The following is a 14,431-nucleotide window of genomic DNA, read 5'->3' on the forward strand; positions in this document are numbered from 1 at the left end:
TCCGTACGCCGATAAACTTGCGCTTGTGCTTTTCTCATTTTTTCTAGCTACTTAAAAATACGGCTCATTTCTTCAGGAAAATCAATAAACGGATTACGATTGCCCTGTATCTCAAAAACGGCCTGATTCCTATGTTTTTCATACAAGCCAGGGGGGAATGAAATGTGCCAATGTAACAAAAGCTCCTTATCGACTTTTTCCATATGCTTGTGTTCGATTTCCTCAGGATATCGCACTAAAAAATACAACATCGCTCGGGCAGCCGTCCCTTTTCCAAATTCTGGCTCAAATAAGTCATCCTCTGCTTTACCACAAGAGGCTATTATTCGATTGGTTTGGAATTCCTCTGGATTGTAATCAGGAAAGTCATGATAGGGATAATTACTTCTGTACGAATTGCAAACTGGATCACATGTAAATAAATGATGAATATCTCCTCGCATCGGTTCTTTTTCATTGTACCAGGATTGAGGGACGACGTGTTCACAGTTGTATGGAAAATCATTTTCAATTTGAACCATTTCTGAGTGCGTTACATGGTGACCAGCCTTTACGGTCACATTTTTTATTGCTTCTTTTCGCTGTAATGAGGCAATAAAGTCTTCTTCTATGACTTCTTGCGGATTTCGGTCTTTTCCGGTATAAATACTAGTTAAATTTCCATCAGGCTGTAAATCAACCCAAGGATATACATGTTCACTTGGGTCATATCGTACTTGATTTGTATGCGATTCTTTGAGAAGCTGCTGCAAAGATTGTAAAGTTTTAGGTTTTTTAAAATCAATGCCGTTGTAATATTGTTTTTTTGCTGATTCATCCTGCTCGGCATCATAATATTTGCGGTCATCATGTTGGTAATCGGTTATTTTTTCCTTAAGTTCCAAAAGAATGGAGTTAATGCGATCACGATTGGTTGTCACCGGAAGCAGTTTATCTCTTTGCTGCTCAGTAAGTATCATTCACGTCACCTCATTTTATCTGAAATATTTGGCAAAAAGTAATGTGCCTCATATAACATATATTCAACATCTTCATCTCCATTCCTGTCTCGTTTATTTCAAAAATATGTCATTAGTTTAAAAAGTTAATGAACATAAAATCAGTCCACTGTTTAATGGTTTGCAGGGGGGTGGATGATTTATCCTGTTTACATTTTCGTGAATTTCGTTAACAATGGATATAGAGTGTGTAAAAATAAGGGAGTATTTTTAATGAATCAGTATCTTACTTTTGATGAAATACAGAATAAATGCAGTCTATTAAGTGAACGATATGAAATAGATGAAGAGAAGTTTTATCAGATTGTAGAAAAATGGGCAGAAAGACATGTGTCCATTGAAGAAAAGATATTAAATAGTTTTACAGAATTATTGCAAATGGTCAGTGATGAAATTAACAGTATGGAACAGACCGTGAACATGGAGGCTACCTGCCGCTTAGGCTGTGCTTTTTGCTGTTATTTCCCCATTATCATTAATGAGATGGAAGCAAAAATCATGAAGAAGGCAATGGAGAAGTTTCCGGAACAAAGGAAAAATAAAATTAAAAAGCATCTAGCAAGCTATTACGAGAAATATGGTGAGGTGCTGGAACAAATTACTGCAGTGGATTTCGAAGAGGATGGGGATTTTAAACATAAATATCGGAAAAGTCTTGTCCCATGCCCACTGTTAGATACGAAAACAAACCAATGCATGGCCTATGAGATTCGTCCGATTCCATGCCGGACCTATGTGAATTATACGAATCCCGACGTTTGTGAACAAAATTTAATGCCAAAGGAAACGGTTAGCTTTGAATTCCTATATGAACAATATATGGGGGCATTAAATGAATTTATGCAATTTTTGTATGAAGAGGGAGATACGGCTTTTGTAAATTATCCTGATGATGTTTATACAACGGATTATTTAGCCAATTGGCTTCGTCCTGTTTAATGGGAAATTTCCATTCTACTGATGCAGGCAAGCTCCCAATTCGTCATAACGGAAAAGGAGTTGCCTGCTATTTTTAACAAGATAGGAAAAAATCAAATTTTATAACATGTTAGAAAGTAGAATTTTATATTTTGACATCTACTAAAAGATAAGGCCAATCCTGATTTTTTTATCTATGTTCACCAATCGATTTGTCAGCTAATTGCATGATGGTCATGTCATCCATTGGTGGGTTGTGAAGACCTGCGCGAACATCCCGATAATAGCGCTGTAGCGGATTTTTACCGGATAAGCTTCTTGCCCCAACAATCCGCATTGCTAAATCAACCACTTTTAATGCGTTATTTACAACTGATAATTTCGCCGCACCAAGTTCAGGACCCATCGTTTGTCGTATCTCTTCGTTATTTTCATCCCATTTTTTCGCAACAGAATAAAGGAAGTGCTTCGATTCTAGCAACACTAATTCCATTTCCCCGATTTTTTGTTTTACATTCGGTAAGTCTGAAATGGTGCCTTCAATGCTGTTTGGAGAATATTCCTTTGCAAAACGTACTGCATATTCTTGTGCGGCTCCAGCAATACCGAGGTAACATGCGGGTATATGCAATAACCAGCCGGCAGCCTTTTTCCTGCCGGGTGTTAATTTTTCCACAAGATCGTCCCTATCAACATGAACATTCTCCAAAACAAGGTCATGACTTCCTGTAGCACGCATGGCAATCGAATCCCAGGTTTCTTCTACCCTGACACCAGTTCTTTCGCGTTTTACTAGAAAGTTTCCCACTTCATTTTTGTCCTCGATTGAAGCGCTGACTATAAAATAATCTAAAGCGGGGGAAAGTGTGGTAAATGTTTTCCTGCCATTTATTAACCATCCATTATCTGTTTCGCGAGCAAAAGTTTCCGGCTTTCCACCTCGTGTCGGACTGCCAGTTGCAGGCTCTGAGGCAGCGGTATTTAACAGAGCACCAGTTTGAACGACGTCTTCTGCCACTGTTCTATACTTATCTTTTGGCCAAATATGGTTTTCACCAAGATGCTTCATAATTCCCATGTGCCAGCCAATGGATAGTGCTGTGGATCCGTCCGATTTAGCTATCGTTTCCTGGAACTTGAGCATTTCATATAGTGATATTCCTAATCCACCATATTCTTTTGGGACAGTGAGAGAAGGGTATCCAATCGCTTTTAAATCCTGAAAATTTTCATGTGGAAATAAGGCGTGTTCATCATGTTTTATGGCACGTTCTGCAAAGGGTGCTACCGTTTTTTGGATTAATTCGATTCTCTCTTCGAATGTGTTTCTTTCCGTTATTTTCATATTTACCCTCCATTATAAAGAGTTTGATTGTTCAATTCTTATTAAACTGGTTGGAATTACTTCTATATTATTATTCCACTATTCTTTGGAAATTTCAATAAAATGAATCAAAAACGATTGTTGTGAAAAAGAAGGATTTTTTAAAGAAGTATTGGTAATGCGTAAATCCAATAAAATTAGGGGAAAAATCGAAGGAGTGTCTTCGTATTAAAATAAAGTAAAGGAGAGGGCAAAAACGGCTAGTTAAATAAAAAGTATTGGGTCCATTGAATGTATATGCTTTCCAAAGATAAGAAACGTTTGAGTGGTTTTTCCATATCCACTCTTAAAAAATGGTACAACAAATTTCGACAAAAACCGGAAAGTGACAGGCACCCTTTACGTAATAATTACAGGAAAATTACTAATGATAAGGATGTAATTTAATAAAAGATGAAGGAGGTGGATGAAATGAGGTTTTTAAATAGTCTTACATTAACATTGATTATCATTGGTGCACTTAATTGGGGGTTAATTGCTTTCTTTCAGTTTGATTTAGTTGCCGCTATCTTTGGAGGACAAAATGCATTCTTATCCAGAGTGGTGTATGGTCTAGTTGGTTTGAGCGGGTTATATTATTTAACAAGGACCATTTATCCAATAGCGGACGATGAATTGGATGGTGCGGAAAGAAGAGTAGGAAATGTGAATTATGGTACAGAGTTTGGTGAGGAAATGGATGTGGATGACGAAGCTGACGTGGATGACCCAACAGCTCATTCGATGCAGACATATGAACAATTTAGAAGACCGACTGGAAGGGAAGAGTAAGCAGATGAAAGCCTTGCTGATTGCAGGGCTTTCTATGATTTATTATCTTCCCGACAATAATCGACAAAATCCGGGAAGTGACAGGCACCAATATTAGGCACCAATATTACGGAGGAGAGAAAATGGATCGTATAAAAGAATATATGTTACACCATCATCAGCAAATTTTACAAGATATGCAATACCTTGTTGAAAGGGATTCTCCCTCAATGGATAAACAACTAACAGATGCCTGTGAGCAGCGAATTCAGAAATTGTTTTATAGATATTTTGGTTACAAAGCAGAAGAAATCAAAGAAGAAAAATATGGAAATCATCTTCGTTTTACGATGGGAAAAGGGAAAGATACCATTCTGATTTTATCGCATTTTGATACGGTATGGAATAAAGGAGACTTACCTTTTAGGGTAGACGGAGATAAAGTATATGGCCCAGGAATCCTCGATATGAAAGGCGGTCTTGTTCAGGCAATCTGGGCTTTAAAAGCGATAAAAGATTTAAAGCTCAAGTTAACGAAAAAAGTAGTTTTTCTCTGTACCAGTGATGAAGAAGTAGGTAGTCCATCTTCAAGAAGAATTATTGAAAAAGAGGCGAAAAAAAGCAAGTATGCTTTAGTTACAGAACCGCCAGTGGCCGGAACGGGAGCACTAAAAACGGGGAGAAAAGGTTCCTCCAGATATTATGTAGAAGTGAAAGGGAAATCAGCGCACGCCGGGAATCATCATCAGGATGGAATTAACGCCATTGAGGAAGCAGCAAAACAAATTATATTTTTGCAATCATTAACCGATTATCGTAAAGGTACGACGATAAATGTTGGTTCAGTAAAAGGTGGAGGCAAATTGAATGTCGTTCCTGATACTGCTGGATTAGGTGTTAATGTGCGGGCGAGAACAAGGGAAGAACAAAAACGGATTGATGCAATCATGAAAGGGTTACAGCCTCATTTAGAGGGGATAAGCATCAAAGTTCGTGGAGGGATTAACCGTCCCCCAATGAATCGTAATAAAGCAACGAGAAGACTATTTAAAATAGCTAAAAGTGTTGCAAAAGAAATTGATTTGGAATTACAGGAAGCATATGTTGGTGGCGGAAGCGACGGGAATTTCACAGCTAATTTAGGTGTACCTACCCTGGATGGTCTTGGTGCTGTCGGGGAAGGCATTCATGCAAAAGATGAACATATACTAGCCAGGGAAATTCCTGCCCGAACGTCTTTGTTGTGTAAATTGATTATTGAATTATAGGATAAATAGAATTTCGAGCAAGTTTTGCCTTTTCAGCAATTGAAAATGCGTCTATGTTTATCCTGTAGTTTCTTTGAATTTACGTGACAATTTTGACTGAAACCTCTTCAGTAATACATCTATGTAGTGATTCTCTATTTTAAAGCACCAAGAAAATATCCTCCAAGGAATATAGTAACAATTAGGATAAAATGAATAATTGCCCAACCAATCCTGCGAACTGAAGACTTCTATGGCTGATTGGGTTTCTTAGTTCATGTGGAATAAGGTTCCCGCCAATCCATTCAAAGATTAGTAAGTATATCCATCACCATGTATAAGAATCCCAAAGATCCCACTCCTTATCATATTGAATGAGTAATGTATTGGTTAGTGCCCATGTTTCTATAAATACCCCAATATGTACAATTGTCCAATAGAAAGGAATTTTCCATCCCCATTGCTTTGGACTGTAACGAACTGCAAAGAGAACGAGTATCGGAAAGGAAAGAGTAACGGCAGAAATCGGCATAAATTCAAAAGCAGGGAACAATACGTACGGGAATAAGTAAAAGTTTAGCTTAACGAAGATGAAACAAAGGATGTTCCCAACGAGAGTAGCTAAAATAAATAACAGACCATATCTTCTTGGATCTAATTTTAAAAAGAATAGTAAACCCAAAAAGCCGATGATAATTACCGTTATATGTACGAAAAATTCTATATGAAAACCTACGTTTATAAAATCTGTCTGCATTGTTTACACGTGTCCTTTTGATTTAGATACATGTATTTTTCGCAAAAATTATAAGGGTTATAAAAGATATTCCATCAATGGATTATATTACTAGCTTCTGAAATATAATTGTAATATCCCTATAATAGTCATGTCATTTAGAAATGATATGATTCTAGAGTATTACAGCTATTATTTTATCTAAAACGTATTATAAAGGAAGCAGGGGAAAAAGTTGAAAAATACATTAACTGCAATTACCTTAGCTACTACAATTGTTATAGGAACTTCATTTATTGGCAATTACAGCTATGCAGAATCAACAAAGGATTTAAATGATATACAGGATCAGCGCAAAGATATTAAAGAAGATTTATCAGAGACTGAGAGTAAAGTCACTGAAATTATTTCGGAAATAGACGGTTTGAATCATGAAATAGAACGCGTCAATCAAATTATAATAGAAAAGCAAGCGTTAATTGATGATACGGAAAAAGATATAAACAATACGATATCTGAGGTCAACGAACTTCAGGATGAAATCAAAGAATTAGAGGAAAGTATTGAAAAACGCTACGATATTTTAAAAAATAGAGTTTCTTCCTATCAACAGGCCGGCGGTTCAGTGAATTACTTAGAAGTTATATTCGGTTCTGAAAGTTTTGGTGACTTTATTAGTCGTGTTTCAACGGTCACTAAAATTGTTGAATCGGATACTTCCTTAATGGAACAGCTGGAAGACGACATCAAACAGGTAGAAGAAAATCAACAGCTTGCTCTGGAAAAGCTTGATCAACTTAATACAATGAAATTAGAACAAGAAGAAGCATTAAACGAAATCAATGAACAAAAGCAGCAAAATGAACAAAGCAAAGAAGCATTGGAAAGTAAACGAAATGAATTGACAGCATTGGTGGAAGAGTTGGAAAGTAAGGACAGAAATCTTGCTTCAATGGAATCAGAAGTGAAACAGAGCATAGAAGCTGCGAAACAAAATGAAGAACAGAAAAGTAAACCCGAACAGACAAAAGTTGCAAATGCAACAACTTCGTCTTCACAAAGTGCAAATCTGGAACATAAAAGCAAAGTAGAAGACAATACGAAAACAAACGATAAAAAAGAAGAAAAGACATTTACGGTAACGTCTACTGCCTATACAGTGCAAAGTGCTGGAGGATCAGGGATCACGTATACGGGAATTAATTTAAGGAAAAATCCTAATACGAAAGTAATTGCTGTTGATCCAAGCGTCATTCCATTAGGCTCTGTTGTCCATGTAGAAGGCTATGGTTATGCAATTGCCGGAGATATAGGCAGTGCGATTAAAGGAAAGAAAATTGATGTATATGTTCCGACCCAGCAAGCAGCAAAAAACTGGGGAGTTCGTAAAGTTAAAGTTACAATTCAATAGATAAATAGAGAAAGCATCTTTCGAAGGTGCTTTTTTTATTTTTCGACAAAATCCGGGAAGTGACAGGCACCCCCTTGAAAATGATCGTTTTTTAGTCACAAAGGGGATTTATTAAGTGCTTTAAATCACAAATTACACTCCTTATTATTCTATACTTAAATTGAAGATAGGAAACAATCCAACTACAATGCAGTTCGATATAAAGGATTGTCATTCTTATCAAATAGATAAATGAGGTGAGGGTAATGAAACGAAGTAAACGAAACTTTGGAATAGTTACTAGTCTTTTAGTGATTCCATTAATCTTGTCTGCTTGTAGTTCGGAAGCAGTGGAAGAAAATGATGTAGTTCGTGCGGATGCTAACAAAACGGAAGTTATAGGTGCTCACGAAAGTTTAATTCAGGAACCAGTAGCCCCTGAAGTAGAGCGGGATGGAAGTGATGTTTATATTCAAATGACTGCCCAAATAACAGATGTCGAAATTGCAAACACTTACAACTATAAAGCATGGACCTTTAATGGCGAAGCACCTGGCCCTGTCATTGTTGTAAATGAAGGAGACACCATTCGTTTTACATTAGAAAATTTGGATCCATCGATTCCACATAGTATGGACTTCCACGCTGTTCATACCGCACCGAATAAGGGGTTCGCTGATGTAGCACCAAATGAAGAAGGTACCTTTGTTTTCCCTGCTAATAGCCCTGGTGTATTTATGTATCATTGCGGTACCGATCCCGTATTATCACATATTGCAAATGGTATGCATGGAGTTATCATCGTTCAGCCTGCAGAGGGTTATCCAACTGATGCAGAGATTGATCAGGAATTCGTTATTATTCAAAATGAATGGTATCGATACAATGATTTAGAGGATATGACAAATGGTGAACCTTCTCAAGTTGTTTTTTCCACAAAAGCACTCCATGATGGACAAGTAAATACGAACGGCACGGTTGGTGGACTTATTGACAGGCCGCTTGAGGCAAAAGCTGGAGAGAAAATTCGCTTTTACGTTGCCAATATGGGACCTAACGAATATTCCAGTTTCCATGTCATTGGTACAGTCTTTGATGATGTATACATTGATGGCAGTCCGTTTAACCATTATAAAGGAATGCAAACGGTTGGGTTACCTGCAAGTGGTGGAGCAGTTGCAGAATTTACATTAACAGATGAAGGAGAATACAAGTTTGTAACACACCATTTCAATCATGTGTAGAAAGGTGCAGCTGGGAAAATTATTGTAAAAGGTAGAAAATAGGCTAAAACATTCGTATTTTAATAGAACGGAGGCAGGGAAATTACTTAAATACTCTATTCTAAAGACGAATGATTTTACGACAAAGAAGATTATAAAAGGCCCTTTACTTTAAGTTGTGTTGGTTTTTCATGTCGCTGTAGATATAAACTTCGACCTAGTAACGGTAACCAACTTGCATGTCGCTTAGTATAAATTATAATAGGATAAAGAATCACATTTCATATGAAAAAGGCATAACAAATGTTTTTTATAAAAAAAGGCTGTCTTTTGATAGACAGCCCTTTATTATGTTAAGAGGGACAATTAGTTATGTTTTAGTTTCATACAATTATTCCAAATCGGTTTCTAACTCAGAATCACCTTCAAGCTCTGTATCAGATTCTAATTCAGATTCTTGACCTGTTGCTGGCTCGTCTTCCAATTCTGTATCAGATTCTAATTCCGAATCCTCTGTTCCTGGTTCAGACTCTAATTCAGGCTCTGATTCAATATCGGATTCCATTTCATTTTCATTTTCATCTGTGTTGAAGTCAGTTTCTTCTTCTATGTTTTCTTCTGGAGCGTTTTCTTCCTCCGCATCACTTCCACAAGCTGCTAAAGTTAAAACAGCAGCAACAGAAGTAACCCCTATTAAGACTTTTTTAAATTTCATTTTGCATTCTCCTTTCGTTTTTGGGTACAAGTTTAAGATAATCGAAAACTGTGTGAATAATGTGGGATAAAAATTACAATCCGATTATGAAATATTACAATTTGGTATAAATGGAAAAATAAGGAATAATTGTTTGCAGATGGAATATTATTGCACCGTTCATTTTGGTATAATAAGTGAGACATAATGAAGATAGAGGGTGATTTATTTGGCTGAAACTCACAGCTTTTCAAAGGGCGAGGAGATTGCTAATGCAGTAACCCATGGCATCGGAGCGGTTTTAAGTATTGTCGGCTTAGTGATGTTAGTCGTGTTTTCGTCCCTTTATGGTACGGTTTGGCATATTGTCAGTTTTACAATCTTTGGAACGACGATGGTTTTGTTATACACATCATCAACATTGGTTCACGCTCTGCCTCAGGGTAAGGCAAAAGATTTATTTGAGATCTTTGATCACTCTTCCATATACTTATTTATTGCTGGTACCTATACCCCGTTTACGTTCCTGGTTATAGAAGGTACATTGGGGTGGACTTTGTTCGGAATTGTTTGGGGGCTTGCGGTTGGCGGCATTATATTTAAAGCTTTTTTTGTGAAAAAGTTTTTATTTACATCGACAATCCTGTATGTCCTAATGGGGTGGTTAGTTGTTGTAGGGTGGAGACAAATTGTGGAAAATTTACATATGAATGGGGTCATTTTACTAGTAATTGGTGGGCTGTGCTATACAATTGGTGCGGTTTTTTATGTTTGGCGCGGATTTAAATACCATCATATGGTGTGGCATATATTTGTATTGGCCGGCACTGCATCTCATTATTTCTGTGTATTGTTTTATTTATTAGTGTAAAAGGATTTATAATGCCAAGAAGTACGAGAAAGAGCAGCAGCTATATTATGAAAGTGCAGGAAGTGAAACCGATGAAATATCACGGTATTGTATATGGAATTTTTAGTAAAAGGATCAATCGTTTTATTGCAGAAGTAATGATACATGACAGGCTTGAAAGAGTACATGTTAAAAATACAGGCAGGCTAAAGGAATTGCTTGTCAAGGGAGCAAAAGTTGCGCTTGAACCATCAAACAATTCCAATAGGAGGACGAAATTCTCATTAACAGCAGTCTGGCGGGATGAAAAATGGATCAATATTGACTCTCAAGCACCGAATAAGGTCGTTTATGAAGCTTTGAAGAACGGAAAGATTAATGAAATTGGTTTCGTGGATTTATTAAAAAGAGAAGTAACCTATGGAAAGTCCCGTTTTGATATTTATTATGAAAGAGAGGGTCAAAAGGGATTTATGGAAGTTAAAGGAGTTACTCTTGAAAAGGATGGTATCGCAATGTTTCCTGATGCCCCAACAACCCGTGGAACTAAGCATGTATTGGAAATGATGGACGTGGTACAGAATGGCTACGAAGGGACCATTTTCTTTCTCGTTCAGATGGAAGGATGTCATACTTTTACACCTCATTCAGAAATGGACATGGACTTTGCCGAAGCACTTAAACTAGCAAATCAAAAAGGTGTACAAATGGTAGCATACGAAACGAAAGTAACAGAAAAAACGTTAAAAATCGGAAATCAACTACCAATCGAACTCTAAATGGTGCCTGTCACTTCCCGGGATTTGTCGAAATTTGTTGACGTGAGAGTGGTTGGGTGAATTAGTTTTCGTAATGAGTCCCCCCAGTACAGAAGCTGGTCTATCGTTTTTTTAAGTACTGTTTGTTATTGCTGGTTCGATTGGATAGGATTGGTTAATCGGTTTTGGCTTATTGGGGATATAATATGGTAGGCGACGGCAAGACTGGTCACCAGCCCTTTTAGCCGCCTTCGCAAATAGTAAAAAACGAATTATTCACCAGATAATTCACTTTCAGTTACCCATTTATGATTTCTTACTTCTTCACCATCGGTAGTTGTAACAAAATCAACCATATAAACGGTTGTTTCTTCAACGGAATCTATGGTTGCCGTTGCACCTTCCATACCTTCCATATGATCTGCTTCAAGGATAACTTCTTCGCCAAGCACAAAAGGCTCGCTTCCTGCTTCTGCGATTTCTTCATGAATTACCCATTTATGGTTCTCTACAGGTTCTTCACCAGTTGTTGGAGTGTAGGATACGGTATAAACCGTTGTATCATATGCACCAACAATTTCCGCTTCGGCTCCCTCCATTCCAGCCATATGGTCCGCTTGAATAGTTGCTTGGCTGCCAACTTCAAATGTAGGATTTTCTGCTTCCTCTAAACCTTCTGGTACATCTCCAGAACCGGAATGATCCATATGGGCATGGGAATCAGCATCTTCCTCCTTTTCTCCTTTATCTTCCATTTCTATGTCCATTTCTGTTTCTTCATTGCCAGTATCTGCCTGGTTTTCCTCATCGTCTGAAGTTCCACCACACGCAGATAATGTAATGACAGCAATTAAAGAAATCATTCCTATCATGAATATTTTCCAATTCAAAGTTTTACACTCTCCTTCCATTTTGCTTGTCATTAGTACATTACCCTAGAATTGTGCATTTTATTTGCAGACAATATAACAATTTAATTAAAATTTTTAGGACAAAAATCACAAGACTTCCAAAAGAGAATTTTTTAGCAAATATATTACAGTGCGTGTTCAAAATGGAGGATGAAAAGGACCGGTCGGATAAGATCGCAACGTCCTGGGATTGCGGTTACTCGTCCCACCAAAAACATTTGTTGCGAGCGCCAACACTAGTACGTCCTGTGCGCCCTAAAGTTCGAGGCGTCGAAGCTTTGAGTAGCGGACTCCAAGCGTGTTGTGGACTTCTATGTTGCCTACAGGACGTGGGGCGATTTTAGTAGAAGTTCCTTGCCATAGGTGAACAACGGAAAAGCGAGTCAACGAAGAAATTCGATGTGTCCTTATCACCGGACTTTTGAACAACTACTTACATAGAATTCTATCAAAATTGAAAATAAAAGAGTGTACTCTGTTTCTTTTATTCTTCTGACTTTTTCTCCTGTTTACCAGCCAATTTCCCAGTACCATTCAGGGGAAATTTGTTATTAACCAGAAGAGAAAGTGATATCCAAATTTTATAACATTGAGTTTCTTGGGAATATTTCGTATAATTTGGTTGAAGTAAGTTGAATACGATAGTGCTTATCATCTTACAAGTAAGAGTATTCCTGGGAGGTTCATTATGAAAAATCCAAAACTTAATTGGGTTCGATTACCGATTAAAAGCCTTGAAAACTGTAGGGAATTAGGTGGTTATAATACGGAATATGGACAGCAAACAAGATGGCATTCATTTTTAAGATCAAGTGATATGAGTCAATTAGAAGAGGGGGATATATCGTTTTTAGAAGCATATGGAGTGAAAACGGTTATTGATCTTAGGAGAGAGGAGGAAATAGCAAGGGCAAAAAATCCTCTGGCAGAAAGGGAGACTTTTGATTATAACAATGTTCCATTTATGACGAAGAGTATTTTTGATATTACAAAATATAATGAGGACCATTCGGATTTTACAATGGGGGATTTTTATATTGATTTATTAGGACAAAAACAAGCGGTGAAGAAAATATTTGAAACGATTTATCATGCGGAAGACGGTTGTATTCTTTTTCATTGCCGAGTGGGAAAAGATCGTACAGGAGTACTGGCTATGCTGCTTTTAGGATTGGCAGGTGTGGAGAGAAAGGATATTGTAGCCAATTATGAAGTTTCCTATACAAAACTGGAATCCTTACATGATGTGGAAAGCACACTTCCGGTAAACTTTTTATATTCACATCGTGACTATATTTTAAAAGCATATGATTATATTATTCAAACCTTTGGAACATTTGATAAATACCTTATAGCCATTGGTTTAACCGAGGATATGCTGGATGCGATTAAGGTTAGGCTGATTGACGATTATCATAGACAACATGAATTAAAAGAACATTTAGCAAAAAGTTAACATATTGCACACAGAAAAACTGCTATTTTTTAAGAATAGCAGTTTTTTAATAAGAGGGTTTTAGAATATATAGGGGCAGTGTACTGGATGTTTTAGCGTCTGTGATTAGGGGTAATATAACAAATATCGTCATATACATACAATTTTCCAGTGTTAACAGATTTGAGGAATGCAAAAAATATAGCATAATAATTTAGAGGTGAGAGCAGTGATAGATTGGATAGAAGGATTTAATTGGAAACACTTATTGGTGAACTTAGGGATTATTACTGTAAAACTAATTGCCGTTATCATTGTATATTTTATTGCTAAATGGATTGGACACCGAGCAATTAAAAAGGCATTTGAAAGGGCTAATCAGGGTTTGTCTGCCGGTCGATCAAAAACATTACAGGCACTATCTGTAAACATCTTTACTTATTTCCTCATGTTTATAGTCATAGGGATTGTTTTTGAACTATTCGGATTAGATATCAAGGCATTATTAGCAGGTGCAGGAATTGTCGGTCTTGCTATTGGTTTTGGTGCCCAAGGTCTGGTTAGTGATGTGGTAACAGGATTTTTTATTTTACTGGAAAAACAGATTGACGTGGAAGATTATGTCACGATTGCTGGGAAGGATGGGATTGTGGAAGAAATTGGCTTAAGAACAACGAAGCTAAGGGGATTTGATGGAACACTTCACTATATTCCAAATCGGGAAATTGCAAGTGTAAGCAATCATTCAAGAGGTAATATGCGAGCATTGGTTGATATTGGAATTTCGTATGATGATGATATGGATAAAGCGATGCAAGTTCTCCAAAATGCATGTGACGATATTGCGGATCAAGAGGAAGATATAATCGAAGGACCGGATGTTGTAGGGGTGCAAGCGCTCGGTTCATCAGATGTTGTTATTCGAGTCATTTGTAAGACGAAGAATATGGAACAGTTTTCGGTGGAAAGAAAATTAAGGAAATCCTTAAAAGAGGCACTTGATCAGAATGGTATCGAGATTCCTTATCCACATCAAGTGATGATTAATAAAAATAATGAATAGTTTTTATTATTACGTTCTGGTTTGTTTGCCGGGGCGTTTTTTTACACGTTAGGAAAGTATAAAATTTTAGCAAA

The 14,431-nt window shown here is 37.1% G+C and carries 14 protein-coding genes; 9 read left to right on the top strand and 5 right to left on the bottom strand.

Going from position 1 to position 14,431, the window contains the following annotated elements:
- Positions 1–47: 47 nt before the first annotated feature.
- Positions 48–959, bottom strand: coding sequence for an endonuclease I family protein (locus GMJ66_RS01800; RefSeq protein WP_156288623.1), 912 nt, complete (start codon positions 957–959; stop codon positions 48–50).
- Positions 960–1,211: 252 nt separating this feature from the next.
- On the opposite strand from GMJ66_RS01800, the gene GMJ66_RS01805 reads away from it, so the two are divergent.
- Entirely contained in the window at positions 1,212–1,937 is a 726-nt protein-coding gene (locus tag GMJ66_RS01805; protein ID WP_156288624.1) for a YkgJ family cysteine cluster protein, read from the top strand.
- Positions 1,938–2,106: 169 nt separating this feature from the next.
- Here GMJ66_RS01805 and GMJ66_RS01810 read toward each other — a convergent pair whose 3' ends face one another.
- Positions 2,107–3,261, bottom strand: coding sequence for an acyl-CoA dehydrogenase family protein (locus tag GMJ66_RS01810; protein WP_156288625.1), 1,155 nt, complete (start codon positions 3,259–3,261; stop codon positions 2,107–2,109).
- Positions 3,262–3,711: 450 nt separating this feature from the next.
- Between GMJ66_RS01810 and GMJ66_RS01815 the strand changes: the two genes are divergently transcribed.
- Positions 3,712–4,071: a DUF378 domain-containing protein gene (locus tag GMJ66_RS01815; protein WP_156288626.1), complete on the top strand. Its 360-nt coding sequence runs from the start codon at positions 3,712–3,714 to the stop codon at positions 4,069–4,071.
- Positions 4,072–4,193: 122 nt separating this feature from the next.
- Positions 4,194–5,318, top strand: coding sequence for a M20 family metallopeptidase (locus tag GMJ66_RS01820; protein ID WP_156288627.1), 1,125 nt, complete (start codon positions 4,194–4,196; stop codon positions 5,316–5,318).
- A gap of 307 nt (positions 5,319–5,625) precedes the next feature.
- Here the strand turns inward: GMJ66_RS01820 and GMJ66_RS01825 are convergent, their stop codons facing one another.
- Positions 5,626–6,054 (bottom strand): CBO0543 family protein, encoded by a 429-nt coding sequence (locus GMJ66_RS01825; protein ID WP_156288628.1) that lies wholly within the window; start codon positions 6,052–6,054, stop codon positions 5,626–5,628.
- A 214-nt stretch (positions 6,055–6,268) separates the two neighbouring features.
- On the opposite strand from GMJ66_RS01825, the gene GMJ66_RS01830 reads away from it, so the two are divergent.
- Positions 6,269–7,444: a PcsB-like coiled-coil domain-containing protein gene (locus tag GMJ66_RS01830; RefSeq protein WP_156288629.1), complete on the top strand. Its 1,176-nt coding sequence runs from the start codon at positions 6,269–6,271 to the stop codon at positions 7,442–7,444.
- Between the two features lie 245 nt (positions 7,445–7,689).
- Complete coding sequence (locus GMJ66_RS01835) at positions 7,690–8,667, top strand: multicopper oxidase domain-containing protein (protein WP_156288630.1); 978 nt, start codon at positions 7,690–7,692, stop codon at positions 8,665–8,667.
- 370 nt (positions 8,668–9,037) lie between these two features.
- Here the strand turns inward: GMJ66_RS01835 and GMJ66_RS01840 are convergent, their stop codons facing one another.
- Positions 9,038–9,361: a hypothetical protein gene (locus GMJ66_RS01840; RefSeq protein ID WP_156288631.1), complete on the bottom strand. Its 324-nt coding sequence runs from the start codon at positions 9,359–9,361 to the stop codon at positions 9,038–9,040.
- Between the two features lie 208 nt (positions 9,362–9,569).
- On the opposite strand from GMJ66_RS01840, the gene trhA reads away from it, so the two are divergent.
- Both trhA and sfsA read left to right on the top strand, forming a co-directional pair.
- Positions 9,570–10,211 (top strand): PAQR family membrane homeostasis protein TrhA, encoded by a 642-nt coding sequence (gene trhA, locus GMJ66_RS01845; RefSeq protein WP_156288632.1) that lies wholly within the window; start codon positions 9,570–9,572, stop codon positions 10,209–10,211.
- 11 nt (positions 10,212–10,222) lie between these two features.
- Entirely contained in the window at positions 10,223–10,969 is a 747-nt protein-coding gene (gene sfsA, locus GMJ66_RS01850; protein ID WP_231514781.1) for a DNA/RNA nuclease SfsA, read from the top strand.
- A gap of 251 nt (positions 10,970–11,220) precedes the next feature.
- Here the strand turns inward: sfsA and GMJ66_RS01855 are convergent, their stop codons facing one another.
- Positions 11,221–11,838 carry a YdhK family protein gene (locus GMJ66_RS01855; RefSeq protein ID WP_231514782.1) on the bottom strand — a complete coding sequence of 206 codons (618 nt, stop codon included), beginning with the start codon at positions 11,836–11,838 and terminating at the stop codon, positions 11,221–11,223.
- A gap of 709 nt (positions 11,839–12,547) precedes the next feature.
- Between GMJ66_RS01855 and GMJ66_RS01860 the strand changes: the two genes are divergently transcribed.
- On the top strand, positions 12,548–13,315 hold the full coding sequence (locus GMJ66_RS01860; protein WP_156288633.1) for a tyrosine-protein phosphatase: 768 nt from the start codon (positions 12,548–12,550) through the stop codon (positions 13,313–13,315).
- A gap of 208 nt (positions 13,316–13,523) precedes the next feature.
- Positions 13,524–14,357, top strand: coding sequence for a mechanosensitive ion channel family protein (locus GMJ66_RS01865; RefSeq protein ID WP_407939179.1), 834 nt, complete (start codon positions 13,524–13,526; stop codon positions 14,355–14,357).
- Positions 14,358–14,431 lie beyond the last annotated feature (74 nt).

It is taken from the genome of Oceanobacillus salinisoli (assembly GCF_009733865.1).
GTDB lineage: Bacteria > Bacillota > Bacilli > Bacillales > Amphibacillaceae > Oceanobacillus > Oceanobacillus salinisoli.

Excerpts from the sequence above, each read along its gene's own strand:
- GMJ66_RS01810 (WP_156288625.1), bottom strand. The coding sequence starts at position 3,261 with ATGAAAATAACGGAAAGAAACACATTCGAAGAGAGAATCGAATTAATC.
- GMJ66_RS01815 (WP_156288626.1), top strand. The coding sequence starts at position 3,712 with ATGAGGTTTTTAAATAGTCTTACATTAACATTGATTATCATTGGTGCA.
- GMJ66_RS01835 (WP_156288630.1), top strand. The coding sequence starts at position 7,690 with ATGAAACGAAGTAAACGAAACTTTGGAATAGTTACTAGTCTTTTAGTG.
- GMJ66_RS01860 (WP_156288633.1), top strand. The coding sequence starts at position 12,548 with ATGAAAAATCCAAAACTTAATTGGGTTCGATTACCGATTAAAAGCCTT.
- GMJ66_RS01840 (WP_156288631.1), bottom strand. The coding sequence starts at position 9,361 with ATGAAATTTAAAAAAGTCTTAATAGGGGTTACTTCTGTTGCTGCTGTT.
- GMJ66_RS01800 (WP_156288623.1), bottom strand. The coding sequence starts at position 959 with ATGATACTTACTGAGCAGCAAAGAGATAAACTGCTTCCGGTGACAACC.
- GMJ66_RS01820 (WP_156288627.1), top strand. The coding sequence starts at position 4,194 with ATGGATCGTATAAAAGAATATATGTTACACCATCATCAGCAAATTTTA.
- GMJ66_RS01805 (WP_156288624.1), top strand. The coding sequence starts at position 1,212 with ATGAATCAGTATCTTACTTTTGATGAAATACAGAATAAATGCAGTCTA.
- GMJ66_RS01825 (WP_156288628.1), bottom strand. The coding sequence starts at position 6,054 with ATGCAGACAGATTTTATAAACGTAGGTTTTCATATAGAATTTTTCGTA.
- sfsA (WP_231514781.1), top strand. The coding sequence starts at position 10,223 with ATGCCAAGAAGTACGAGAAAGAGCAGCAGCTATATTATGAAAGTGCAG.